The organism is Metapseudomonas boanensis, assembly GCF_018704125.1.
Lineage (GTDB): Bacteria > Pseudomonadota > Gammaproteobacteria > Pseudomonadales > Pseudomonadaceae > Metapseudomonas > Metapseudomonas boanensis.
On the sequence record NZ_JAGTIS010000004.1, the window covers coordinates 207,443 to 230,324 of the forward strand.

Here is a 22,882-nt window from a genome sequence, read left to right on the forward strand (position 1 = left end):
TCCCCCTGGAACGCCCGGCAGCCGTACGCCATCAGGAAGTCATCTGCTCCACGGTTTCCACGCCTTCGGCCACGACGCTCACGTTCAGATTGTCGGCCAGTGCCATGATGGTCCGCGTGATCGCCGCATCGTTCTCGTCCGTCGGCACGTCTCCGACAAAGGACTTGTCGATCTTCAACTGCTCCAGCGTCCTTGAGGAGCTCCACATTTAACGTCAGGCAAATCTCATTTCATGACAGATCGTTAACTCAGGATCATTGGGACCAATGCATTCACATCCGTTGCGCAATCCTACTTTTTCAGAGCAAACCAACGTCATCCACTACAAGCGCAAGTAAGCTCCAAACTCGAAGGAACCGCACGGCGGCTTTTCACCATCCATGATCGGGACCGTCTTGCCAAGACGGCCAGGTCGGAGCGAAAGTGCGCGCAAAAACATCGCGTAGAACCGCACACAGCGAGTATCTTCGCCAGCCTTTGGAATGTATGCGTTAAGGAAGTGTCGTCACATGATGAGAGCAACAATTCGAACCGCCATCATCTGCGCGATTGCACTTTGTTCGGCAACGGCTATCGCCAAGGTAGAAGTACAAGCCGTTCAGCATAAAACCATCGGCCTGGTACTTGCGGCCAAGATTTCCGAAGACATTGCCCCAGGTGACTATGAGGCACTGATCAGTGGCATCAGGGCCAACCCGGGCAAGTATGCGAAGAAGGTCGTGGTCCTGGACAGCATTGGTGGCAGCGTGCCCGAGGCTATCAAAATGGGTCGCCTGCTGCGTGAGACAGGTTTCGATGCCCTGGTTCCCTCCAGCAGCGTCTGCCAGGGCACCTGCATCTACCTGCTGGCCGCCGGCCGCGAGAAGACTGTACGCGGGTATGTCGGCCTGCACCGACCGTACTTCCCGAGCGGCGACTCCGCCCTCGCCGACCTCACCCACAAGGGCGTGCGCTACAACCCGACAGACTACTTCCGGGAAATGAACATTCCCACGAGTCTGGTTGAAGAGATGCAGGCGATCGAGCCATGGAAAATGCGCGTACTGACATCGGAGGACCTGGCCAGATATCGGCTCAACTAGGTTGCAGCCGGGCGGGCCAGCTTCCCCGAGGCCGACGCGCGCCTTTGCGCCGAAGTCTGCTGCCGCCGCTGTCCGTACCTATACTCGAAACACCGAGGTCGGACTTGCTGAGTGCTCCGCTGGAAAGATGGCTGCATCTCGTCTATCAGCGCACCGAGGCAGACTTCATCCCGTGATTCAACGGCGACTGGACTCAACTATGGCTGACCATGACGGTGGCTTGGTACAAGCTGAGCAACAGTGGAGGCAACTCCGCCCCTTCTGCCTCATCACTGCGCTGGTTGCTTCGCTGACGCTCCCTGGTTGCACACGCATTGGCCCCGACACTGTGACGCTGGATCGCTTCGACTACAGCTCAGCCATCGCCGACTCCTGGAAACAACAGACACTGCTCAACATCGTCAAGCTGCGCTACATGGACATGCCTGTATTCGTCGATGTCGCATCAATAGTTGCCGGTTATTCGCTGGAAACCGGAGGCAGCATCGGTGGGCAGATCTCGTCGGCCGATGCGATTCAAGGCAACAGCGTCGTGCTAGGTGCCAACGGCAAATACACGGATCGCCCCACGATTACCTACGTGCCGCTGACCGGTGAAAAATTCCTCATCGGGCTGCTGACACCCATCGATCCGAAGAATATTTTCTCCATGCTCCAGTCAGGCTATGCAGCGGATTTCATCCTGGGCCTGACTGTCGAGTCGCTCAATGGTGTACGCAATCGCTCGGCAATGGCGGGTGCCCTGCGCGAGGCTGAACCGGAATTCTTGCGTGCGCTGGAGTTGATTCGCGATATCCAGGCCGCCGGCGCCGTGGGCATGCGCGTAGAAGAGGACAAGGTCAAAGGCAGGACCGCTGTTCTATTCATGCGCCGCGATGATGTCGCTCCCGAGATTTTGGAAAAACAGAAAGAAGTCCGTCGTTTGCTTCACTTATCGGAAGGGCGCGAGCGGTTTGTGCTCAAGTATTCGCCGGCACGCGGAGAAGAGGACGAATTGGCGGTGAACAGCCGTTCGATGCTGCAAATCATGACGGCGTTTTCCAGTTATATAGATGTGCCCGAAGAGCACATCAACGATCAAAGTGCCGTGCCTACCGTCGAAAAGGGCAGTGTCGAGAATCGCGTGTCGCGAATTCTCATTCGCAGCGGCAAGGAAAAGCCCGAGCACGCATACACGACGGTGCATTATCGTGGTCACTGGTTCTGGATCGATGACACCAACTGGCAGGCGAAACGTGCACTGGCGGCCATCATGTTCTTCTTCACGCTGTCGGAGACCGGCAGCAATGACAAACTGCCTTTGATCACAATCCCAGCGCAGTGATTGGACGTGTCAGTACTGATTTATCCTGCGGTACGGCCAATAGGCTAAACCAGCACTTGGCGGGTGCTGGCAATCAGCTCATGGACCTGGCGCTCGACATGCGCCTCAATGGGTACTTCCGGACCACGGCCGCGGGGACATGGCAAGCTGGGGGTCGTTCCAAACAGTCGGCAGATCAGCGGGCGTTGATCGTACACTTCACAGCCGTGCGGGCCGAGGTGCACGCAGTTCCATTCGGCAAGCGCTGCGTCATGTTCAGCGTCGCTCTTCACGGGCAGTCGTGATAGCTCCTCGGACGACGCCGTTACCGGCCCGCAGCAATCATGGCAGCCAGGCACGCAGGCGAAGCTGGGGATCTGGCGGCGCAACTGGTCGATCTTTCGGCTGGTACAACCCATGGAACGGTCTCTCTTGTGATCGCCTGCATTCTAACTGACAGCTGACGAATGTCTTGCTCCATGTTGCCCCTGTGTGTGGGGCATCTATATGGCTTCGACCATCCTGCACCTACCTGCCCCACCGACTCACGCTGCCGCCGAGCGGTCTGCGCCTTGGGCGAACTATCGCAGTGACTTGTGGATGTACCCTTCCCACTGGTGCCGACGGCTCTGGTTGTAGCCCAGAGCAAACCAGCGATCGGTATCATCGAGCGCACGACTGAAGGTTTCGAGCACTCGCCGAATCTCGGCTTCCCAATCGCATTGATGCGACACCAGATCAGCTTCACGACGGTGTCGTTTGCGTCTGAACCCGAGTTCGTGAAGAACACCTTGCTCATCGGAACCGGCGCCATCTCGATCAATTGCTCTGCCAGCTCAATGCTTGGGCTATGCGCCTTGTGACTGAACAGGTGATAGAACGGAAGCTTGCGCAGCTGTTGCTCAGCCGCCTTGATCAGGCATTCGTTGCTGAACCCCAGCGCCCCCCCCCAAGCCCGACGTGGCCTCGATGCACTGCTTGCCTTGATCATCGTAGAAGTAGACGCCCTCCCCTCGTTCGATGATCAATGGGCCTACTTCCTGGTGCAGTCGAGCATCCGTGTAAGGGTGTAGCTGATACTCAACATCCTTCTGAGCGAGTGAGAGATCAGGCATGTTCATGATTGGGCACTCCCGTGAATTCGTGCCGACGGAGCAAGGCACTGTTGTCTATAGGCATGGCCTGCTCCTTACAGCTTGATCCACGTGGCCTTGAGTTCGGTGTATTTGTCGAACGCGTGCAGCGACTTGTCGCGACCATTACCCGATTGCTTGAAGCCACCGAATGGTGCGGTCATGTCACCACCGTCGTACTGGTTGACCCAGACGCTGCCGGCACGAAGCGCTTTGGCGACCAGATGCGCTTTGGAGATATTGCTCGTCCATACAGCAGCGGCCAGGCCATAGGGCGTGTCGTTAGCGATCTGGATCGCCTCTTCGGCACTGTCGAAGGTGATAACGGAAAGTACGGGGCCGAAGATTTCTTCTCGAGCGATCCGCATGGAGTTCAAGACGCCTTCGAAGATGGTCGGCTCGACATATACCCCGCCCGTTTCTTCCAGCGCCCGCTTGCCGCCGATCAGCAGCTTGGCGCCATCGGCATGGCCCGCCTCGATGTAGGAAAGGACGGTGTTGAGTTGCTGGGTATCGACCAGGGCACCGACATTGGTCTCCGGATCCAGGGGATTACCCGCCTTCCAGCTCTTGATCGCCTCGACAACCAGAGGCACGAAGTCGTCCTTGATCGAGCGCTCGACCAGCAGGCGCGAGCCAGCAGTGCAGACTTCACCCTGGTTGAATGCGATGGCCGCAGCTGCAGACTCCGCAGCTACCTGAAGATCAGGCGCATCGGCGAATACGATGTTGGGACTCTTGCCGCCGGCCTCGAGCCAGATGCGTTTCATGTTCGACTGACCGGCATACACCAAGAGCTGCTTGGCGACCTTGGTCGAACCTGTGAAGACCAGGGTATCAACGTCCATGTGCAGAGCCAGAGCCTTGCCGACCGTATGACCGTAGCCCGGCAGCACGTTCAGAACGCCTTTGGGGATACCAGCCTCTACGGCGAGCTGGGCAACTCGGATCGCGGTCAGCGGGGACTTCTCAGACGGTTTGAGAATGACGGAGTTGCCTGTAGCAAGAGCCGGCCCCAGCTTCCAACAAGCCATCATCAACGGGAAGTTCCAGGGAACGATTGCAGCAACGACTCCGATCGCTTCCCGAGTTACCAGACCAAGCTGGTCATGGGACGTGGGCGCCACTTCGTCGTAGACCTTATCAATCGCCTCACCACTCCAACGAAGAGCAGACGCCGAGCACGCCACATCAACATTCAGCGAGTCGCTGATCGGCTTGCCCATATCCAACGTTTCCAACAGGGCCAGCTCCTCGGCATGCGCCTCGACGAGCTCAGCAAACCGGATCATGACCGCTTTTCGACTGGCAGGTGCAAGCTGCGACCAGACTCCGGAATTGAAAGTGGCACGAGCACTCACGACAGCACGATCTGCATCCGCCTGGTCGCAGCTGGCGACCTCGGCGAGCAGACGACCATCCACCGGGCTTATGCAGTCGAACGTCTCCCCATCAGTCGCATTGGTGTACTCGCCATTGATGAATGCGCGACCTTCGATCTTCAGGGCCTTTGCTCTGGATTCCCAGTCGGTGCGGGTCAGGTTGATCATGTCGTCTCCTCTCGTCGTATTGCTGCAACGCATGGCGAATTCTGGATAAGCGCAGGCACAGGAGCTGATCCAGGTCCTTATTGAGGCAAGCCTCAGATGTTGTTCAAAAAGTCGCGCAGTAGCGCTTTGCAGTTGGCCTGGTTCTCGGGCTCTCGAGCCTGAATCTCGGCACGCATCCGCTCCGGCAGATCGCCAGCCGACGCAAGGAAGCGCTTGCCTTCTTCCGTCCCATGCCAATAAGCCGTCCAGGTGTCGAACATCTCCGCATCGATTTCCGGATGAAACTGGACCCCCATTGCCCGTCCTTTCCGATAAGCCTGGGGGGCGAGATCCGTCAGTCCCAGCAAGGTGGAGCCTGGTGGCGGAGTGAACGCATCGAAATGAAAGTTGAGCCATGGCCCTTTGTGTGCCCAGCCATCAGGCGTCTCAAGCGGCGTCCAACCAATCTCCGGAACAGCGTTTCGATAAACCTGTCCACCCAATGCTCGGGCCAGAAGCTGGCTGCCGAAGCAAATCCCTAATGTCGGAACACCCCTCGCCTGGACGGACTGGAGCCAAGTCAGTTCATTGGCCAGCCATGGCAACCGGTGATCGTAAGCAGACTCAGGACTGCCCATCACAACCGCCAGGCCGAGGCTATCTGGATCGGGCAAGCCTGCAGATACCGGAATGACCTCTAGCTGGACGCCTAGATCGGAAAACAGATCCGGAAGGCTCCCAAGGACATCGGTATCCGAGTGAGTGATGGCGACGGCACGTTCGGGTCTCATGGGGCGCTCCTGAGGGGCAAGCAAATACTTATGAAACCATATCTTAAAGCTAATTAACTGCCAATCCCTCTTCAGCCAGATGCCAAAACCGGGCCGAGTGATCACCGACGAGGGCAACAGAAAAGGTGGGCTAGAGACCGAATCGGACAAGCGGGCGTAAAAATACGGTTGAAAGATATGAAACCATATTTTAAATTGAAATCACCCCACTCCCTCGACAGGCGGCTACAGACAGCTTCCTCGGGAGAGACGAATGGCGTAGCGCTGGGCCTTGGGCTGTTGAGCCTCTGGCGAGATGTCCACTCAAGAAGCCTTTAACAAAAATCGGAGGTGTCTAAATGTCATCCAGTGTTCCAACTACGCTTGAGGCCGCCCCTTACCTAGATGTGGCTGACCCTTCATTTTCAATCCGCTCCCAGGCTGTAATCGATGCCCGTGAGGAAAGCTGGTTTGCGCGCACGCCCTACGGCATCGCGATTCTGCGATACGACGAAGTCAACGCTCTGATTCGCGATCAGCGACTGCGTCAGGGCAGTTACGCCTGGCCGGCGCACAACAAGGCGACCGGAAGCTTTGCGGACTGGTGGCTGAGAATGCTCCTGAGTCGAGAAGGCGCGGATCACTCCCGCCTTCGCCGCCTTGCCAATCCGGCCTTCTCCCCGAAGCTGGTCCGCAAGATGACCCCTGAATTCCAGGCAATGGCCAACGAGTTGATCGACAGCTTCATCGATGTCGGCCATTGTGAGTTTGTCTCCCAGTTTTCCGAACCCTACGCAACTCAGGTGATCTGCTCCCTGCTCGGCCTGCCTCGCAGTGAGTGGCGCGGGCTGGCAGAGCTCGCCGTCGATATGGGTCTGGCCTTGGGCGTCACGTTCAAGCAGGACGAGGCCAAGATCAACGCTGCGACCGACAAGCTGTTCGGCTATGCAGCAATGGCCGTCGAGAATCTCAAGAAGAACGGTCTGGGTGATGACTTCCTCAGCATGCTGGTCAAGGCCAACGAGGAAGACAAGGCAGCGCTGAGTGATCAAGAGCTGTACGACATGATTGTTCTCGCGATCTTTGGCGGGATCGACACCACGCGTAACCAGATCGCATTGGCAATGGACACCTTCATCCAGCATCCAGAACAGTGGAAGCTTCTGGGGGAACAGCCCGACCTGGCCCGCGCGGCGGTCGAGGAGGTCATGCGAGTTCGCCCGACTGTCACATGGGTAACCCGGGAAGCGCTCGAGGACTTCAACTTCCAGGGACTGGATATCAACAAAGGCACCACTGTCCACTTGTTCAGCCAAGCCGCTGGCACTGACCCCAAAGCCTTCGAGAACCCAGAGTTCGACATCACGGCCAAGCGTCAGCCGCACTTCGGCTTCGGCGCAGGCGCTCACCATTGCATCGGCCACTTCATCGCCCGAGGTGATATGACCGAAGCTCTTAGCCTGCTTGCCCAGCGACTGAAAAGCCCCTCCTACAACGGTCAAGTGACGTGGCTGCCTGATAGCGGCAACACCGGCGCCACTGCACTGCCGATCAAGTTCGACCGAGAGGTCCGATGATGGCGACTCCAACTGTGGCGATTGTGGGCACTGGCCCGTCGGGTTGCTACGTCGCGCAGGCGCTCAGAAAGGAGTGGCCTGAAGCAGAGGTCGTAATGATTGACCGACTTCCCGTGCCATACGGATTGGTGCGCTATGGAGTGGCCCCAGACCATCCGGGAACCAAGGCAGTGACGCGGCAGTTCGAAAGGTTGTTCGAACGGGAAAACATCCGATTCATCGGCAATCTCGAGATCGGAAAGGATCTTGCGCTGGATGAGTTGCGCCAGGCGTATGACATTGTCGTTCTTGCAACGGGGCTCTATGGAGACCGCAGACTCGGCATTCCGGGCGACGACCTCACGCATGTTTACGGTGCAGGTCAAATCACCCGACTGCTCAATGACCACCCTGACGAGGTCGACTTCGCTCCCCGGCTTGGCAAGCACACCGTCATTGTGGGGAACGGCAACGTCGCCATCGACCTGCTGCGTCTGATCGCCAAAACGCATGACGAGTTCGATGGGTCGGATATCTCGGACGAGTCCCTGTCACACCTGCTGGCCGACCCAGTCGAGACCATCGACATTGTCGGGCGCTCGCCCGCTGCACTGGCGAAGTTCGATACGGTGATGATCAAAGAACTGGCCAAGCTGAGCAATGTGCGGTTCAAGATCGGCCCGGACTCGTCGCTGACATCCGCCTCCAATCCGCTGGAGCACGCAAAAATCGAATCGCTTCTGGCTTTGCAAGGAATCCAAAGCGTTGCTGCAGGCCATAGGAAAATGGTGACCTTCCACTTCGGGTGGGCTCCCGAGGAGGTTCACGGCACGGATGAAGTCCAGTCGATTACCTTCGTTTGCGCTGACGGTACCGGGAAGCGCATTCAACTCAAAGCGGACAGCGTTATCACCGCCATTGGGTTCGAAGAGCGGAAAGGGACTGATCTGAGCAGGGATGCACTTACCAGCGCGGCATCACATATCGAAGCCGGCTATATGGACGCTGGTCTTTATTGTGCCGGCTGGTTCAGAAGAGGCCCGCGCGGAACAATACCTGAAAATCGAGCAGACTCTAAGCGTGTCGCGGACTCGATAGTTCAGGCAATTAGCGCCGGCACCCTCTCGATTGGCAAACCAGGATTTTCCGCAATCCCAACTGGAATAAAGGATCTCTTGGTTAGCTACGACGACTGGAAGCGTATCGATGCCAAAGAACTGCAAAGTGCTCCTGACGGAAGAGTTCGGCGAAAAACAAGAAGCAAACTTGAAATGTTGAGCATCGCTCAAGAGAACCCCCTGGGAGTCACCCAATGAAAATACAAGTACTTTTCGGCACCGAAACTGGCAACGCAGAAATGGTTTCCGATGACATCGTAGATGCTCTCGCTCATGAAATTGACATTTCTGCTGCAGACATGTCCAAGTTCCAGATCAGCGAACTGTCCCCTGAGAACTTCTACATTATCGTCTGCTCCACCTACGGCGACGGAGAGCTCCCGAACTCAGCGCAGCCTTTCTTCTCGGCCCTGGGAGCTCAAAAGCCCGACCTCACAGGTCTGCGCTTTGCCGTCTTTGGCTTGGGTGACAGCTTCTACGCTACCTACAACCGGGGCAGCGAAATCATCTCCGAGCAGCTTGTAGAACTGGGTGCGAATCAGATTGGGGAGCGTGGCCTTCATGATGCATCCAGTGGCGAACTGCCAGGCGATATCGCCATGCAGTGGGCGAAGGAAATCCTCTCGGAAATCTAAAACTCATCAAGTTAAGTGCCGCCTTGGATTCCAATCTCAGGCGGCATATTAATTTCTGAATCAACAGTCGGCGTCTGACCTCCCCTTGCCAAAGCTGCAATAAAGCCAAACAGCCGACAACCGATCAGAACTTCGCAGAAGGTAGAACATGAAACCTGAACCGCTCAAGATCTGCATCCTTGAAAATGGGCTGACGCCCGCCGACCTGATTGATGAGTTTGGATCTTATCCTGCAATGATTGAACGCTGGATTTCTCCGTTCTTGCCAGGAGCGGCCTTCACCTACATTTCCCCGGTGCGGGGAGAAGCACTCCCCAACCTTGAAGCGTTCGACGGCTACATCCTTTCAGGCTCCCGCTACAGCACTTACGAAAAAGCTCCGTGGATGTTGAGCCTTATTGACTTCCTGCAAGCGCTCAAGGAGAAACGAATCGCTGTATTTGGTATCTGCTTTGGCCATCAAATCATGGCTGATGCGTACGGTGGCCAGACGACAAAAGCCAAGAACGGCTGGGGTGTTGGGGCACAAGTCTATGAGTATGTGAACGGTGCGTCCCCTAAGGCAGCAGCCTCTTTCATTTTCCACCAGGACCAGGTCACAACCCTGCCTCCCGGTGCGTCGTGCATTGGAGGATCCTCCCACTGCACGAATGGAGTTCTCGCCTACGACTTCCCAGCCATCTCGGTTCAGTTCCATCCGGAGTTCACTACCGCGTACATTCAGGCCCTGGCAACCAAGTTCCGAGGCACATTGCTTCCGGAAGAAATCTCCAACAAGGCGCTGGATAGCATTGAGAGCCTGGAAGTCGATAACAGCCAAATCGCACACTGGGCTGCATCGTTCTTCAGGAAACATGCGTATAGCATCCCCGTCTCTTGATCCCCACTCCCTGAATCATTAAGCCTCCGCACCTTGCGGGGGCCCATCCCCGCCCACCTCCAACTGCCATTCCACCAGGCGGAATGGCCGCGCTCTGCCCCAACGCAGGACGCCAACCCAGCGATCTCAGCAGCCCCAACAGGGACCCCACCCATCGGGTTCCAGAAAAAAATCTGTTGAAAGATATAAAACCATATCTTAAATTTAATTTGTCCCTGCCAGGTGCTCACGGCAAGCCGTTAGAGCAGGGAGTAACAAGAATTAAGCAGCTGCAGAGCCTTGCGAATGCTGCGCCAGAGGAGAACTCGAATGACAGCGTTAGACCTTCACAGAGAACACAACACCAGCTCCAGCACTGCACAGGAGCTTTCCGCCCGAATTCGTGAAGCGGGTGTGGAGTACCTCTACTACCAGGTGGTCACCCTTTCCGGTCGCGTCATCGCCAAGGTTGTCCCGGCAAAGCACCTGCTCCGCAACCTGGAAAAAGGCGTTCAGTTTCACCGCACCGCCATCTCTGATCTGCAAACAACGCGCGCTGGCGAACTCCTGGGCGGCGGAGCCCAGGCTGCAGAATTCACTGCGATGCCGGATATCGACAGCTTCCACGTCCTGCCGTGGGATCGTTCCATCGGCTCATTCTTCTGCCGCCTGTATGAGCCGGATCACCGCCTGGAAAATGGCGGTGATCCGTTGGCAACCGACGCTCGTGGCCACCTGATTCGTACCCACAAAACGTTCATCGAAGAAACTGGCATGCGCCTGAAGTCGGGCTGCGAGCCCGAGATGACGTGGTTCGGCGAGAAGCTGGAAGTACAAGTCCGTCCTGGCGCCAGCCCTGCCTACCATCTGGGCAACCTGGAGCTGATGCGCCCGATCTACAAGCGCGTCATGGAGTACGCGAACGCAATGGGCCTCGACATGATCGAGGGCGATTACGAAGACCCGGGCCAGCTCGAGCTGAACTGGATGTTCGACTCCTGCGAGCTGACCGCTGATCGCCTGATGACTTATCGCCTGATCTGCCGCCAGGTAGCTCGCGAGTTCGGCGTCACAGCCAGCTTCATGCCGAAGCCGAGCACCGGCAGCATGGGCAACGGCTGCCACCACAACGTCAGCCTGTGGAAAGGCGACCGCAATGCCCTGGCCGAACCAGGCCGCCGTGAATTGCACCTGACCGATATAGGTTTGCACGCACTCGGCGGCATGCTTGCGCATGCTCCAGGTTCGATGATGATCATGGCGTCGACCGTAAACTCCTACAAACGCTTCTGGGACACCGGGCAGTTCGCTCCGACCCGCCTCAACTGGGGTATGGACAACAAGACCTGCACTGTCCGCCTCTCCGCGAACGGGCGCCTGGAATACAAACTCCCCGACGCCAGCGTGAACCCGTACCTGTCTCACTCCCTGTTGCTGGCCGCCATGCTCGATGGCCTGCGTAACAAGATCGACCCGGGCCCGTCCGAGAACAAGGACAGCTATGCGCAAGGTGGTAACTCGGCGCGCCTGCCGCTGACCCTTGGCGAAGCCGTCCAGGCTTTCGACGCCGACGAAGTCATCCGTGCTGCGCTGCCGCCGGAGATGACGTCGCTCTATCGCGACCTGAAGGCTGACGAGTGGGCCCGCTCCTGCGGCGTGGTCACTGATTGGGAACGCAAAATGTACCTGGATTACCTGCCATGAACCTGATCAACCAAGAAGCACTGCAGGAATTCCGGATCATCTGCGCCGACCTGCCTGCTCCACCCCTGTTCTGGAAGGATGGCGAGGGCTACCGGCATGGGTACGAGTCAGATCTCGGTCGCCTTCTGGCAAACACGCTGGGGCGCTCCTGCAAGTTCGCCTATCAGAACTGGGCTGACTTCTACCCTGCACTGCAGGCCGACCAAGGTGAAATGATTCTGTGTGGCCAGGGCATATCCGACTACCGGAAGACGCTCGCGGACTTCACCGAGCCCTATGCGGTCTTTGACGAGGCCGTGATGGTGCTGCGTGGCAGCCCGGTACGAAGCCCTGCTGATCTTGTCGGCAAAAAGGTTGGAGCCATCGCCAATAGCCTGAACATGGCACTGGCCGAAACCTTTACCGGCTGCATTTGCGTGCCGTTTGGCGGCGACAGCGATGACGTCCTGGGTGACATGGTTCAAGCCCTGCGCGAAGGCAAAATCGACGCGTTTGTCGACGATGACGTCGCGCTGGTACCTCTGGCTGAAGAAGCAGACCTGGGCATTGGTTTTAGCGTGCCGACCCAGAACAAGTGGGGTATTGCCGTGAAGAAGGGGAACGGGCAGTTGCTCGCAAGGGTCAACGACGCCCTGGCGACAGTGAAAGCCAACGGGCAGTTGGAACAGATCTGGCGCAAGTGGATGCCTTCCCTTAGCTACCCGTTCGGGAACAACTGACCGCAGCCCTCACCCTGCGCTCAGATGGTCAAAGCTCGCTTTGATCAGGCGGGCTTTTTGAGGCCGTTCCCGCAAGGGGCCGGCCTTTTTTCTTGCAAGTACAATCAAAACATCTGGAAAGAGGTTATAAGGGCGTGAGAGACGGCAAGTCTGATAAATTCCAACACGCTTCAGGCATACAGAGAACGAGGATTGGCGCGGGGGAATGGTCACCTGGTCACAGGTGAAAGCACTTCAGGCCAACAGAACAGGTATGAACGAAACTACGAGTGCACGTACAGCCTCTTTCATGCGGCTGCGTCAGGAAGGGCGAACCGAAGAGGTGGTACGCCGACTGATCGAGGTCATCGACCTTGGACTTTTCGCAGAGGGAGAGCAGCTACCCAGCGAGAACGAGTTGGCGATGCAATTTGGCGTCGCGACCGTAACGCTCAGGGAAGCATTGGCATACCTTCGGGAACGAGGCGTGATTGAAACCCGCCGGGGACGTAACGGCGGAAGCTTCGTCTGCCCTCCTGTCGAGATATCGGAAGACCTTCTGTTCTCTCGATTGAGTGAGATGAGCGCATTGGAACTGCGAGATCTTTGCGACGAGCACGTCGCTATCTCCGGTGCAGCTGCACGTCTTGCAGCAAGACGTTCATCAACGGAACACCACGCTCGCTTCGAGCACTACATCAAGGCACTAGGGGAAGCGACGACAAGACTGGAAAGGCGTCGCGCCGATGCGCGATTCCACATCGAAATCGCCGTAGCCGCCCAATCCGTGAGACTTACTCACGCAGAGATGAGCTTGCAAGCCGAGATTGGTGAGCTGCTATGGATTCCTGTCGAAGGCGCACAACGGCCCGAGGCCGTGCAGTACGAACATCGCGCGATAGCTGACGCGATCATTGCAGGTGATTCGAACCTGGCGGGAGCACTGGCCGAAGCTCACGTGACCCGTGGGATCAAACGTTTAATAGATCTGAGACTAAATCTTTTAGCGCAAGAAGAGGAGTGACTGGCACGTCACTTGCTCCCCGTTTCTTGAGCAAATCTGATCACGGTTTGTGTGTGAAACGTACCCACAATAACTAATATTCAACGACACGCAGCGGGACGCTAAGCCATGCCAGAAGATATTCTCCGAGACGAGCTTGATGAATGTGCAACACGCATCAACGCCTCGATCGGTAACGTATTTAGCCAACTGACCGCGCTCGCGGATGAGGTTGTCGACATCTGGCGGCGACTCAGCGCGGAAGGGAGGAAGCCTACCTCCAAGGATCTGGCCACGCTGAAGCCCAAGATCGACGCCCACCTCCAGGCCGAAAGAACCTCTGTTCATGGCACGGGGGTTGTGATCGAGCCGGGAGAACTGGCCGATCAAGAGATGTATCTGGAGTGGTGGCGAGTGGGGGCGTCGGGCAAAGTCGTTCCCATGACCCTCAACTTCAACCGTCGAAGCGAAAGCTATTACAACTATCAAAGCATGCCTTGGTTCGCCCGGCCGAGAGACACAGGGCACAATATTGTCGTTGGCCCCTATGTCGATCTGTACGGCGCCGACATGTATATCCTGACCTTCTCCATGCCTATCTATGTCGACGGCCGCTTTGTCGGCATTGCTGGAGCGGATATAGCCCTGCACCGGTTCGAGCGCGTTCTGCTCTCAAGCCTGATGAAGATGGAGCACGAAGCCCTGATCGTGACGGAAGAAGGGCGAGTCGTTGCAGCCAACACCGCCAACTGGACGGTCGGGGAAATGGCACATCATGCGTTCAACCGCGCAGAAGCGGACTGCAAGATAATCGAGCTCGGCGAAGCTGCGGCTCACTGGTCACTCATCCAGCGGCCCAATCGACGGAACATGACAGGGGCAGCATAAATCACTTTGGCTAGCTTGCGTCCGATGAGGGGCGAGGCTGCGATATAAGCACTTCGCCACGAAGCTTCGGCAGGCTATTGAACCGACTCTAACGATACCCATGCCGCTTTGAGCCCCCCCACTGATCCCTGGATAGTCTCTCCAGCAAATACAGCCCAGCTCTTTGCCTGGAACATCCAGATTCGGCAACAGCGCTATTGCCCTGATGATCTTGGGCAAGACTAGGAGTGAATTGCGTTGCCTTAGCATTTTGCACCGCATGTTTTGCCTCGAGCCTCGGCCTGTCGGTGCTGCCACGATCAAACTGCACAATGAAATATGCCCTTGAGGACAAGGGCATATCGGCATCCAAGAATAAGTGGAAGCAGGATCAGGCTTGGCGATCAGGCCGCATCCGCGCTCACCCCTCGAAAGGAACTGCCAGGAACGGCATCCCCATGCGGTGCATCGCTACGGTGATGGGGGCGAGATAGCGCCATGTAAACGAAGCCGATTGCAATTACGGCTGCCGCCGAGAGCAGGACTATCCAGTTATCGTACCAGGCTGCATCAGGAGTCCGAGGCCAGCAGATATTCACGATAGCTGCCACGCCGTACACCAGGGCACCAATATTGATCAGCAGGCCAAAGCGACCAAGCTGATATTCACCGGAGGGTTTCCATCCCTTCAGACGTGCTCGCAGGGACGCAAGGATGACCATCTGGAAGGCAATGTAGATACCGACTGACGAGAAGGAAATGATCTTCAGCAGTGCATCAGCAGAAATCATCGAGCCTACGACGATGATGCCTGGAACGATTGCAGACAGAAGCAGAGCGTAGGGCGGTACATGCTTCTCATGAGAGAACTTCGCCAGCAGAGTGCTACCGAACACCATCTTGTCGCGGGCATAGGCATAGACCAGCCGACTGGCGGCAGCCTGCAGGCTCATCGCGCAGGACAGGAAGGAAATCAGCACGACACCCAGTACCATCCAGGCGCCGACGGTGCCGAATGCAGACTTCAAGACACCCGTGACCGGGTCACCCGCAGTGCCATCGATCACAGCGCGGAAGTCCACAACCGAAAGGGTCAGCGCCAGGCACACAAAGGTTGCTGCAGCGCCACCGATGTAGATCGTGCGACGCATGGATTTGGGGATACGAAGCCCGGGATTCGGCACCTCTTCGGCGACGTCACCGCAAGCTTCGAAGCCGTAATACTGGAACACGCCAATCAAGCTCGCCGCCAAGAACGCGCTGAGGTAGGTGCCACTCCCTTCAGCACCGAACGAGTCGAAAAGGACACTGAAGTCATGATGGCGCTCGAAGATCAGCAAGTAGCCACCGACCACCAGAGCACCAAGGATCTCCGCCGTAAAACCAATGATGGCGGCCTGAGCCAAGATGCGAGTTCCCATCAAATTGATGATGGTAGCCAGCGCCAGCACAGCCAATGCACAAATTACCGTTGCTTCGGTGGTCGGCTCAAAACCAATGATTGACGCGGTGTAGGGGGCAGCACCATAGACCACACCCGCAATGGTCGAAAACAGCGCCATCACATAGACCCATCCGGTCATCCATGCCCACTTGCGCCCCCACAGGCGACGGGCCCATGGGTACACGCCACCCGCCAAGGGGTACTGGGAAACGATCTCGCCAAACACCAGCGCAACCAGCATCTGGCCAAAGCCGGCCACGAAAAGAGCCCAGATCATCGGCGGCCCTCCCAGTGCGAGGGAGGTGGCGAAGAGGGTGTAAATGCCTACGACTGGCGAAAGGTAGGTGAAGCCCAGCGCGAAATTCGCCCACAGACTCATGTCCCGCCGGAATTCAGATTTGTACCCAAGCGATGCCAGGCGTGCGGCGTCAGCATCACCGGGGATGTTCTTGTGGTGATCAGTCATCATGCTACCTCGTGTCTTTTTTGTGCTTCTAGGCAGTGACGTAGTGGATAGAGCCCTTTCTATCGATACGCAGGCTTCAGGAGATGCGCAGGTGTTTATTGCTGCACACCTCAGAAATATCTGCTTAAACATCTTATGTCAAATGAAATATCTTTTCTAACACCTAATCGCTTATGCCCTGAAAGGATAGAAATCCTGGAAAAATGACGCAAAACAGATGACCAACCTCCTGGAAAAGCCGAAAGATTACCTACCAAGCCCTCTAATCGACCTCGATTAATCATGTTATTTCATATTTTTATGACTGAGATGCCGGTTGCTTCCTAGCCGCCCTCCCCAACAAGCAGGCAGGCCACCAACTCGAGGCGTTTTATTAGCGCTGGTCTCGTCTCGCCCAATCGATTGGAGACGGCATTGCTGGATCCAGGTGCCTTCGCAGGGAGTGATTCTGGCCGCACCGGTGCCCCACGTTGACCTCGCCTCCGGTGATCTTGAAGACCACCGGCAATTTATGCGCATCCGATAGAGCCCCCCTCAACCGTCCTGCGCAGATCCGGCTTGTAGTGAATGAGTCGGCCCCAGCCATTTGCGACCATCCCAAAGCTGCCTGTCGTATCAGGCTGGAACCGGCCAGAATCCGACACACCTCTCAAACCGAAAATTTGTCCCCTTTGCGCGTGAACCTTACGTTGCGGCCCGCAGTCTTAGCCCGGCCTCGGAGTCCAGTTGCCAGCAACTCCAGCAAGACGCGTCTCCGGTTATTCCTCCGCACCTTCGACGCCAATGCCACCCATCAGAGCCGTTCGCCATCCATGCGCCAAACCGCCCGCACCTCCTGCTTTGTCTCGCTCTGCGTCATTCCGTTGCTCCCGCTGTTCGCCACCCCCGCCCATGCCAGCGGGGAAAGGCAATTGCAGACAGCAATCAACAGCTACCGTGCCCATCCCCAGCGCTGCGAGCGACGCACGGTCCAGGCGTTGGCGCCGCTGGCGCTGAAGTCGAGCCTGGCCTTGCCGGTCGGCTATAACGGCCGTTTACGGGAGGAGTTGAAGGCTTCCGGATATCAGGCCGTGACGGTACGCACCATCCGCCTGGTCGGGGCAGAGGACGCCGAGGCAGCCTTCACCCAGCTCCGGAGCGGATACTGTGGGGCCCTGCTGGATAAGCAGTTCACCGATATCGGCGTCAGTCGCAGAAGGAACGAGTGGCGGGTGGTGCTGGCGCGGCCCGTGCTTAATGAACATCTGGGTGATACGAGAGCTTCGGGCAAGGCCTTGCTGGCCCAGGTCAACGCGGCACGGGCGAAGCCACGCATGTGCGGTCGTCAGCGCTTCGCCGCCGCACGGCCGCTGGCCTGGAATTCCGCCCTGGGGGCGGCGGCGCAGGAACACAGTCGGGCAATGGCCAACGGCAACTACTTTGCACACCGAGGCCACGACGGTGACTCGCCTGCGGATCGGGCACGGGCCGCAGGCTACCGGGGCCGGCAAATCGGAGAGAACATTGCCGCCGGACAAGGCTCACCGAGCAAGGCAATGGAGGGCTGGCTCGCCAGCCCCGGGCATTGCGCGAACCTGATGAACCCGCGGTTTACCCAGGTTGGCGCGGCCTATGCGACGCAATCGCGTAGCGACGCGGGCATCTACTGGACGATGCTGTTCGGTGCGCCCTGAGTTGCGGCCACGGATATACCGCGTGCGGGCAATACCATAGTCGTTCGCGAGAACGGGACATTTTCCAGAAGGCTCATGTCGGGTCAGCTCCAGCCATTCACAACCGACAGCACCGGCCCAAATCTGCCGGTGCCGACCAGCCATTAACTGACATCCTGGTTATCAGGAGGCCGTTGACTCTTACAGTGCTTCCGCACTGAAGAAATCAGGCGTAATGTAGACCTCTCAACTTTTTATGTTTTGATCTCTACATGAAACATTGGCTTGCACTCGTCATCGGCCTGCCCACTGCCAACGCCACCGCACGCATGCGTGCCTGGCGTGCCTTGAAGGCCTGCGGCGCTGCCGTGCTGCGAGACGGCGTTTATTTGCTGCCGAATAACGCAACCTGTCACGAAGCCCTGGTAGCCATCGAACGAGACATCCTTTCCATCAAGGGCACTGCTTATCTGCTGCCAATCAACGATCCCAAGGGCGAACGCTTCATGGCTCTGTTCGACCGGGTCGAGGAGTACGCCGCGTTGCGGGTCGATATTGAAGAATGCCGTGAACAGCTGACTTCGGCGAATGCGCTGACGTCCACCAGGCAGATTCGCAAGCTACGCAAGGCGTTTGCCCAGCTCTGCGCCATCGACTTCTTCCCAGGAGACGCCCGGCAACAGACCGATGCGGCCCTGCAGGAGCTGGAGGCCGCCGTCAGCAAAGCCTTGTCGGCGGATGAGCCAAGTAGCCATGATCTGCCGATGAGGGTACTCAGCCGCGGGGACTTCCAAGGCCGTCTCTGGGCGACCCGAAAGCGCCCCTGGGTCGATCGCCTGGCCAGTGCCTGGCTGATCCAACGGTTCATCGACCGTGATGCGCGCATTCTCTGGCTCGATGCGCCCGGCGACTGCCCTGCCGATGCGTTGGGTTTTGATTTTGACGGCGCCACCTTCAGCCATATCGGCCATCGCGTCACCTTCGAGACCCTGCAAGCCAGCTTCGAACTGGAGATGCCTGGGCTGGACCGGGTCGCGGCCCTCGTCCATTACCTCGATGTGGGCGGAGCTGCGCCTGCGGAGGCGGCCGGTATCGAGCGGGTGCTGGCGGGGCTGCGTGAAACCATTGCCGATGACGATCAACTTCTGGCCGCGGCCGGCGCCATCTTCGATGGGTTGCTGGCCGCTTTCGTAAAGGATGAAAACTCCAATGAGTGAAACCACTGTGCCGCCAGCAGAGCAGGGCCAATCGAGCATCGCCCCTGTCAGCCTGCTCCAGGCGTTCCTGTTCTGGCTGAAGCTGGGATTCATCAGTTTCGGCGGCCCGGCCGGGCAGATATCGATCATGCACCAGGAGCTGGTGGAACGCCGCCGCTGGATCTCCGAGCGCAGGTTCCTGCACGCGCTGAACTACTGCATGTTGCTGCCCGGGCCGGAAGCCCAGCAGTTGGCCACCTACATTGGCTGGCTGATGCACCGCACCTGGGGCGGGGTGATCGCAGGCGCCCTTTTCGTCCTGCCTTCGCTGTTCATTCTCATCGCCCTGTCGTGGGTCTATATCGCTTACGGTGATGTGCCTGCGGTGGAAGGCTTGTTCTATGGCATCAAGCCGGCGGTGACCGCCATCGTCGTCCAGGCGGCCCATCGCATCGGCTCGCGTGCGTTGAAGAACAACTGGCTGTGGACGATTGCTGCAGCGTCCTTCGTGGCCATCTTCGCCCTCGATGTGCCGTTCCCGATGATCGTGCTGGGGGCTGCAGTGCTCGGCTATTTCGGCGGCCGGTTCGCGCCGACAAAATTCAGCGTCGGCGGTGGCCATGGTGCAGCGAAGCATTCTTTTGGCCCGGCGCTGATCGATGACGACACGCCGCCAGCGGCACATGTCCGTTTCCGCTGGTCACGCCTGGCACTGCTGCTGGTAGTCGGTGCAATCCTCTGGACCTTGCCCATGGGCCTGCTGACCGCGGCCTTCGGCTGGCAAGGCACCCTGACCCAAATGGGCTGGTTTTTCACCAAGGCGGCGCTACTGACATTCGGCGGCGCCTATGCGGTGCTGCCTTATGTGTACCAGGGCGCGGTGAGCCACTACGGCTGGCTGACCCCAGCCCAGATGATCGATGGCCTGGCGCTGGGTGAAACCACGCCAGGCCCGCTGATCATGGTCGTCGCCTTCGTCGGTTTCGTCGGTGGCTACGTGCAGCCGATGTTCGGTGCCGAGCAGGCCTTCCTGGCTGGCGCGGTGGCCGCGGCCCTGGTCACCTGGTTCACCTTTCTCCCCTCTTTCCTGTTCATTCTCGCGGGCGGCCCTTTGGTGGAGTCCACCCACAACGAGCTGAAATTCACCGCGCCGCTGACCGGCATCACCGCCGCCGTGGTCGGGGTGATCCTCAACCTGGCGCTGTTCTTCGGCTACCACGTGCTCTGGCCGGAAGGCTTCAGTGGTCGCTTCGACTGGCCCTCGGCGCTAATCGCGCTGGGGGCGGCCGTTGCCTTGTTCCGCCTCAAGCGGGGCGTAATCCAGGTGCTGGTCGGCTGTGCCCTGGTCGGGCTGGTGGTGCACTTGCTGCAAAACTGAGAGGTGGACGATGAGTCGTATCTCGATCTGTGAATTGGCGGAATGGCGGGCCGCCAGCCGAGCCTTCACCCTGCTGGACGTGCGCCGCGCGAATGCGCGGCAGGCCGACTCAGCCGAGATTGCCGGCGCGCAATGGCGTGACCCTGAGGCCGTGTTCAGTTGGAAAGATCAGGTTTTGCGCGACCGGCCAGCGATTGTGTATTGCGCCCATGGCCGCGAGATCAGCCAGGGGATTGCTGCCACACTGGAGGCACTGGGACTCGACGCACGCTACCTGATTGACGGATTCGCCGGTTGGCGCGATGCCGGCCAGCCCACCCAGAGCCTATCCACATAGGTAGCAGTTGCTTCACGAATGCTGCCCCGACGTCGCTCAATAAAGCCGCTGCGTTCGGTGCACTACACTACTGCGCGCAGCAGATGCAGGGCCATCAGGTGCCCCGGGTAGAACAAATACCCCCAGCGCTTCACGGGCCAGACGCTGAAGTTGGCCTGTTGGCGCAGCAGCCAGAGACCAAGGATAGGTGCCGCAAAAGCCGTGGTCAGGAGCAGCAGCGGGTAAAGCTGCAACTCCGCTACTCCAGTCAGCAGATGGCTCCGTGAGTTGCTCAGCACGCACAACACCGCGGGCAACAGCCATAGCCACCCAGGCTGTTTGATCGCCAACAGCAGTGCAGCAGGAATCAGCGCACCGATGAAGCCATACATCAGCGGGGCACTCAGCATATAGGCCAGGACGGCAGCAGCCGAGGCCATCACGGCGCCGGGCAAGGTCTGGTGATGGACGCCCCAGGCGATCACCAGCCCGAGTGCCAGGGTGGGTAGCACGTTGAGTGAGGCCGAATGGCTGGAGTAGATCCGGTAAGGCACCTCGGACAGTGCCGCAAATACCAACAGCCACCCCAGATAGCGCACATTTTGCGACGTGAAGAGATCGCCAACTTTTGAGCGAGCGACATTCGCAGCGATGGCCAGGCAAAAAAACGGATAGGCAATCCGCCCCGGTACGAACAGGCCGCTCAACTCGGGCCAGACGTAGCGCAGGTGATCCAACGCCATGGTCAACATGGCGAGCCACTTCACCAGATCGAGGGTGCCGTTTCGGCATTGGACCTCAAGCTGTCGATCTACCAGGGCGGTCATCCTGCCCAGCCCAGGGTCAGTGCGGTAAGCGCCAGGTAGCGCCCCCCCTTGGCGAGGATAACGATCATGAGGAAACTCCAGAGCGGCTCTCGCATGAGGCCCGCAACCACGGTGAGCGGGTCACCGATGATCGGCACCCAACTCGCCAATAGCGACCAACGTCCGTACCGGTGGTAAGCCTGCCGGGCTCTGTCCAGGTTGCTTTCGCTGACGGGAAACCAGCGTTTGTGGCGAAAGTGCTCCACATAACGGCCCAGCCACCAATTCACCATCGAACCCAGCACGTTGCCCGTGATCGCGACAGCCAGCAACACCTGGGCAGGATACTGGTCGGTAAGCAGCAGGCCGACCAGTACGGCCTCCGATTGCAAGGGCAACAGCGTGGCGGCACCGAATGCCGCCAGGAAGAGGCCGAAATAACCCGTTGGTTCCCACATTTGAAAGCAGTCCTGTGCGCTCAGCCCTATCCAGTCACGCGCGACTGTTTTCGATCATGGTGACGATGCAGCGCAACGGCCTTGTGTCCGACTTCGCCATTACGAGGGTGTTGATGGTCGTGTTCCTGACTATTAGCAGGCCGTGCCCTCTGTGCAAGGCTGCTGACGGCCGCACATTATCCGTCTGGGAGGACAGGATCAATTTCGCCGCCCCTCTCGTTGGCTTCCCGGGGCACCGAATGCCCTGCTGTCGGCCGACGCCCGAGCCCTGCACGAAGCAGCCTATGACCGCGCCCGGAAAAAAGGCCATCTGCAGAAACTGCCGCTATGAACATGCCGTAAGGCGACGTGCCACCAGGGCAGGAAGAACGATATACGCCGGTCATACGAGGGAAGGGGCAATCCGCGTAATGGCTTCTGCCAAAGCCACCCAAACTCAACGGAGGCTCTTTCCATCCAGTAATTGCTGGAGTTCGTCGGCGATTGGCATCGGCGCGAAAGCGCTGACCCGCGCGCGCCCCGTATTCCCGGCCGGCACCCAGATTCTGGAAAACAACAGGGCGGCAACGATACGGGGTAACTGGCCTGCCACCTCGCGGTAATCACGGGCCTGCCAGCCCAACTGCAACATCATCCAATGCGACTTTGCGTGCAGGTAGGGCCGAGTCTGCGTGAGGATGTGGGCCCGCTCCAGCCAGCGAAAGGCATCGTCGCTCTGCTGTTTGCGCATCGAATGCCCGGCTTGCTCGAATGCTTCGTCGATCGCGGAGTGCAGTGCATCTTTCATAGTTACCCCTCGGTTCAAAGGCTGCAGAGAGCGCTCAAGGCGAGCCCCTCACAGCAAAAGTAAAAACCCTGTAGTTACTAAAAGGTCAAGAGCCTGCCGCGAGGGGCCGCTTGCATCACGGC

Annotated in this window: 24 protein-coding genes; 14 read left to right on the forward strand and 10 right to left on the reverse strand. The window is 58.4% G+C overall.

Annotation, left to right across the window (positions count from 1 at the left end):
* Nucleotides 1–31 precede the first annotated feature (31 nt).
* Nucleotides 32–208: an EAL domain-containing protein gene (locus J7302_RS10235; RefSeq protein ID WP_215373497.1), complete on the reverse strand. Its 177-nt coding sequence runs from the start codon at nt 206–208 to the stop codon at nt 32–34.
* Nucleotides 209–509: 301 nt separating this feature from the next.
* On the opposite strand from J7302_RS10235, the gene J7302_RS10240 reads away from it, so the two are divergent.
* Together J7302_RS10240 and J7302_RS10245 are read left to right on the forward strand one after the other, a co-directional pair.
* The gene (locus tag J7302_RS10240) at nt 510–1,082 is read left to right on the forward strand and encodes a COG3904 family protein (RefSeq protein ID WP_215373500.1); all 573 of its coding nucleotides are present in this window, start codon (nt 510–512) and stop codon (nt 1,080–1,082) included.
* Nucleotides 1,083–1,281: 199 nt separating this feature from the next.
* On the forward strand, nt 1,282–2,406 hold the full coding sequence (locus J7302_RS10245; protein ID WP_215373502.1) for a hypothetical protein: 1,125 nt from the start codon (nt 1,282–1,284) through the stop codon (nt 2,404–2,406).
* A 44-nt stretch (nt 2,407–2,450) separates the two neighbouring features.
* On the opposite strand, the gene J7302_RS10250 is transcribed toward J7302_RS10245, so the two are convergent.
* From J7302_RS10250 to J7302_RS10265, 5 genes are all read right to left on the reverse strand, one after another.
* Entirely contained in the window at nt 2,451–2,804 is a 354-nt protein-coding gene (locus tag J7302_RS10250) for a YkgJ family cysteine cluster protein (RefSeq protein WP_215373505.1), read from the reverse strand.
* Nucleotides 2,711–3,376: an aminotransferase class III-fold pyridoxal phosphate-dependent enzyme gene (locus J7302_RS26445; protein WP_251701984.1), complete on the reverse strand. Its 666-nt coding sequence runs from the start codon at nt 3,374–3,376 to the stop codon at nt 2,711–2,713. The genes J7302_RS10250 and J7302_RS26445 overlap by 94 nt, the downstream gene beginning before the upstream one ends.
* On the reverse strand, nt 3,288–3,506 hold the full coding sequence (locus J7302_RS26450; protein ID WP_251702016.1) for a hypothetical protein: 219 nt from the start codon (nt 3,504–3,506) through the stop codon (nt 3,288–3,290). The genes J7302_RS26445 and J7302_RS26450 overlap by 89 nt, the downstream gene beginning before the upstream one ends.
* A gap of 68 nt (nt 3,507–3,574) precedes the next feature.
* Nucleotides 3,575–5,068 carry an aldehyde dehydrogenase gene (locus J7302_RS10260; protein ID WP_215373508.1) on the reverse strand — a complete coding sequence of 498 codons (1,494 nt, stop codon included), beginning with the start codon at nt 5,066–5,068 and terminating at the stop codon, nt 3,575–3,577.
* Nucleotides 5,069–5,160: 92 nt separating this feature from the next.
* Nucleotides 5,161–5,838 carry a type 1 glutamine amidotransferase gene (locus J7302_RS10265; RefSeq protein ID WP_215373510.1) on the reverse strand — a complete coding sequence of 226 codons (678 nt, stop codon included), beginning with the start codon at nt 5,836–5,838 and terminating at the stop codon, nt 5,161–5,163.
* 338 nt (nt 5,839–6,176) lie between these two features.
* On the opposite strand from J7302_RS10265, the gene J7302_RS10270 reads away from it, so the two are divergent.
* From J7302_RS10270 to J7302_RS10305, 8 genes are all read left to right on the forward strand, one after another.
* On the forward strand, nt 6,177–7,394 hold the full coding sequence (locus J7302_RS10270; RefSeq protein ID WP_215373512.1) for a cytochrome P450: 1,218 nt from the start codon (nt 6,177–6,179) through the stop codon (nt 7,392–7,394).
* On the forward strand, nt 7,394–8,689 hold the full coding sequence (locus tag J7302_RS10275) for an FAD-dependent oxidoreductase (RefSeq protein WP_215373515.1): 1,296 nt from the start codon (nt 7,394–7,396) through the stop codon (nt 8,687–8,689). The genes J7302_RS10270 and J7302_RS10275 overlap by 1 nt, the downstream gene beginning before the upstream one ends.
* Complete coding sequence (locus J7302_RS10280) at nt 8,686–9,126, forward strand: flavodoxin domain-containing protein (protein ID WP_215373518.1); 441 nt, start codon at nt 8,686–8,688, stop codon at nt 9,124–9,126. Before J7302_RS10275 ends, J7302_RS10280 begins: the two co-directional genes overlap by 4 nt.
* A gap of 148 nt (nt 9,127–9,274) precedes the next feature.
* Nucleotides 9,275–10,006, forward strand: coding sequence for a type 1 glutamine amidotransferase (locus J7302_RS10285; RefSeq protein WP_215373520.1), 732 nt, complete (start codon nt 9,275–9,277; stop codon nt 10,004–10,006).
* Nucleotides 10,007–10,315: 309 nt separating this feature from the next.
* On the forward strand, nt 10,316–11,689 hold the full coding sequence (locus J7302_RS10290) for a glutamine synthetase family protein (protein ID WP_215373522.1): 1,374 nt from the start codon (nt 10,316–10,318) through the stop codon (nt 11,687–11,689).
* A complete protein-coding gene (locus J7302_RS10295; RefSeq protein WP_215373525.1) occupies nt 11,686–12,408 on the forward strand; it encodes a substrate-binding periplasmic protein in 723 nt (240 codons plus the stop codon). The genes J7302_RS10290 and J7302_RS10295 overlap by 4 nt, the downstream gene beginning before the upstream one ends.
* A 253-nt stretch (nt 12,409–12,661) precedes the next feature.
* Complete coding sequence (locus J7302_RS10300; protein WP_215373828.1) at nt 12,662–13,411, forward strand: FadR/GntR family transcriptional regulator; 750 nt, start codon at nt 12,662–12,664, stop codon at nt 13,409–13,411.
* Nucleotides 13,412–13,519: 108 nt separating this feature from the next.
* Nucleotides 13,520–14,278, forward strand: a complete 759-nt coding sequence (locus J7302_RS10305; protein WP_215373528.1) for a cache domain-containing protein — start codon at nt 13,520–13,522, stop codon at nt 14,276–14,278.
* Between the two features lie 383 nt (nt 14,279–14,661).
* On the opposite strand, the gene J7302_RS10310 is transcribed toward J7302_RS10305, so the two are convergent.
* A complete protein-coding gene (locus J7302_RS10310; protein ID WP_215373830.1) occupies nt 14,662–16,167 on the reverse strand; it encodes an APC family permease in 1,506 nt (501 codons plus the stop codon).
* An 812-nt stretch (nt 16,168–16,979) separates the two neighbouring features.
* Between J7302_RS10310 and J7302_RS10315 the strand changes: the two genes are divergently transcribed.
* The 4 genes from J7302_RS10315 to J7302_RS10330 all read left to right on the forward strand — a co-directional run bounded on the left by J7302_RS10315 (nt 16,980) and on the right by J7302_RS10330 (nt 20,730).
* Nucleotides 16,980–17,840, forward strand: coding sequence for a CAP domain-containing protein (locus tag J7302_RS10315; RefSeq protein WP_215373530.1), 861 nt, complete (start codon nt 16,980–16,982; stop codon nt 17,838–17,840).
* Between the two features lie 251 nt (nt 17,841–18,091).
* Nucleotides 18,092–19,036 (forward strand): chromate resistance protein ChrB domain-containing protein, encoded by a 945-nt coding sequence (locus J7302_RS10320; RefSeq protein WP_215373533.1) that lies wholly within the window; start codon nt 18,092–18,094, stop codon nt 19,034–19,036.
* Nucleotides 19,029–20,393: a chromate efflux transporter gene (gene chrA, locus J7302_RS10325; protein WP_215373535.1), complete on the forward strand. Its 1,365-nt coding sequence runs from the start codon at nt 19,029–19,031 to the stop codon at nt 20,391–20,393. Before J7302_RS10320 ends, chrA begins: the two co-directional genes overlap by 8 nt.
* Nucleotides 20,394–20,403: 10 nt before the next feature.
* Nucleotides 20,404–20,730 carry a rhodanese-like domain-containing protein gene (locus tag J7302_RS10330; protein WP_215373537.1) on the forward strand — a complete coding sequence of 109 codons (327 nt, stop codon included), beginning with the start codon at nt 20,404–20,406 and terminating at the stop codon, nt 20,728–20,730.
* A gap of 62 nt (nt 20,731–20,792) precedes the next feature.
* On the opposite strand, the gene J7302_RS10335 is transcribed toward J7302_RS10330, so the two are convergent.
* The 3 genes from J7302_RS10335 to J7302_RS10345 form a co-directional block, all read right to left on the reverse strand.
* Entirely contained in the window at nt 20,793–21,536 is a 744-nt protein-coding gene (locus J7302_RS10335) for a TraX family protein (RefSeq protein ID WP_215373540.1), read from the reverse strand.
* Nucleotides 21,533–21,973 carry a YqaA family protein gene (locus J7302_RS10340; protein ID WP_215373542.1) on the reverse strand — a complete coding sequence of 147 codons (441 nt, stop codon included), beginning with the start codon at nt 21,971–21,973 and terminating at the stop codon, nt 21,533–21,535. Before J7302_RS10340 ends, J7302_RS10335 begins: the two co-directional genes overlap by 4 nt.
* A 436-nt stretch (nt 21,974–22,409) precedes the next feature.
* The gene (locus tag J7302_RS10345) at nt 22,410–22,760 is read right to left on the reverse strand and encodes a DUF3703 domain-containing protein (protein ID WP_215373544.1); all 351 of its coding nucleotides are present in this window, start codon (nt 22,758–22,760) and stop codon (nt 22,410–22,412) included.
* Between the last annotated feature and the right edge of the window lie 122 nt (nt 22,761–22,882).

Coding starts and splice junctions, on each gene's coding strand:
- J7302_RS26450 (WP_251702016.1), bottom strand. CDS start 3,506: ATGAACATGCCTGATCTCTCACTCGCTCAGAAGGATGTTGAGTATCAG.
- J7302_RS10245 (WP_215373502.1), top strand. CDS start 1,282: ATGGCTGACCATGACGGTGGCTTGGTACAAGCTGAGCAACAGTGGAGG.
- J7302_RS10295 (WP_215373525.1), top strand. CDS start 11,686: ATGAACCTGATCAACCAAGAAGCACTGCAGGAATTCCGGATCATCTGC.
- J7302_RS10250 (WP_215373505.1), bottom strand. CDS start 2,804: ATGGGTTGTACCAGCCGAAAGATCGACCAGTTGCGCCGCCAGATCCCC.
- J7302_RS10315 (WP_215373530.1), top strand. CDS start 16,980: ATGCGCCAAACCGCCCGCACCTCCTGCTTTGTCTCGCTCTGCGTCATT.
- J7302_RS10285 (WP_215373520.1), top strand. CDS start 9,275: ATGAAACCTGAACCGCTCAAGATCTGCATCCTTGAAAATGGGCTGACG.
- J7302_RS10260 (WP_215373508.1), bottom strand. CDS start 5,068: ATGATCAACCTGACCCGCACCGACTGGGAATCCAGAGCAAAGGCCCTG.
- J7302_RS10240 (WP_215373500.1), top strand. CDS start 510: ATGATGAGAGCAACAATTCGAACCGCCATCATCTGCGCGATTGCACTT.
- J7302_RS26445 (WP_251701984.1), bottom strand. CDS start 3,376: ATGATCAAGGCAAGCAGTGCATCGAGGCCACGTCGGGCTTGGGGGGGG.
- J7302_RS10335 (WP_215373540.1), bottom strand. CDS start 21,536: ATGACCGCCCTGGTAGATCGACAGCTTGAGGTCCAATGCCGAAACGGC.
- J7302_RS10300 (WP_215373828.1), top strand. CDS start 12,662: ATGAACGAAACTACGAGTGCACGTACAGCCTCTTTCATGCGGCTGCGT.
- J7302_RS10340 (WP_215373542.1), bottom strand. CDS start 21,973: ATGTGGGAACCAACGGGTTATTTCGGCCTCTTCCTGGCGGCATTCGGT.
- J7302_RS10265 (WP_215373510.1), bottom strand. CDS start 5,838: ATGAGACCCGAACGTGCCGTCGCCATCACTCACTCGGATACCGATGTC.
- J7302_RS10310 (WP_215373830.1), bottom strand. CDS start 16,167: ATGACTGATCACCACAAGAACATCCCCGGTGATGCTGACGCCGCACGC.
- J7302_RS10290 (WP_215373522.1), top strand. CDS start 10,316: ATGACAGCGTTAGACCTTCACAGAGAACACAACACCAGCTCCAGCACT.
- J7302_RS10320 (WP_215373533.1), top strand. CDS start 18,092: ATGAAACATTGGCTTGCACTCGTCATCGGCCTGCCCACTGCCAACGCC.
- J7302_RS10330 (WP_215373537.1), top strand. CDS start 20,404: ATGAGTCGTATCTCGATCTGTGAATTGGCGGAATGGCGGGCCGCCAGC.
- J7302_RS10270 (WP_215373512.1), top strand. CDS start 6,177: ATGTCATCCAGTGTTCCAACTACGCTTGAGGCCGCCCCTTACCTAGAT.
- J7302_RS10235 (WP_215373497.1), bottom strand. CDS start 208: ATGTGGAGCTCCTCAAGGACGCTGGAGCAGTTGAAGATCGACAAGTCC.
- J7302_RS10305 (WP_215373528.1), top strand. CDS start 13,520: ATGCCAGAAGATATTCTCCGAGACGAGCTTGATGAATGTGCAACACGC.
- J7302_RS10345 (WP_215373544.1), bottom strand. CDS start 22,760: ATGAAAGATGCACTGCACTCCGCGATCGACGAAGCATTCGAGCAAGCC.
- J7302_RS10275 (WP_215373515.1), top strand. CDS start 7,394: ATGGCGACTCCAACTGTGGCGATTGTGGGCACTGGCCCGTCGGGTTGC.
- J7302_RS10280 (WP_215373518.1), top strand. CDS start 8,686: ATGAAAATACAAGTACTTTTCGGCACCGAAACTGGCAACGCAGAAATG.
- chrA (WP_215373535.1), top strand. CDS start 19,029: ATGAGTGAAACCACTGTGCCGCCAGCAGAGCAGGGCCAATCGAGCATC.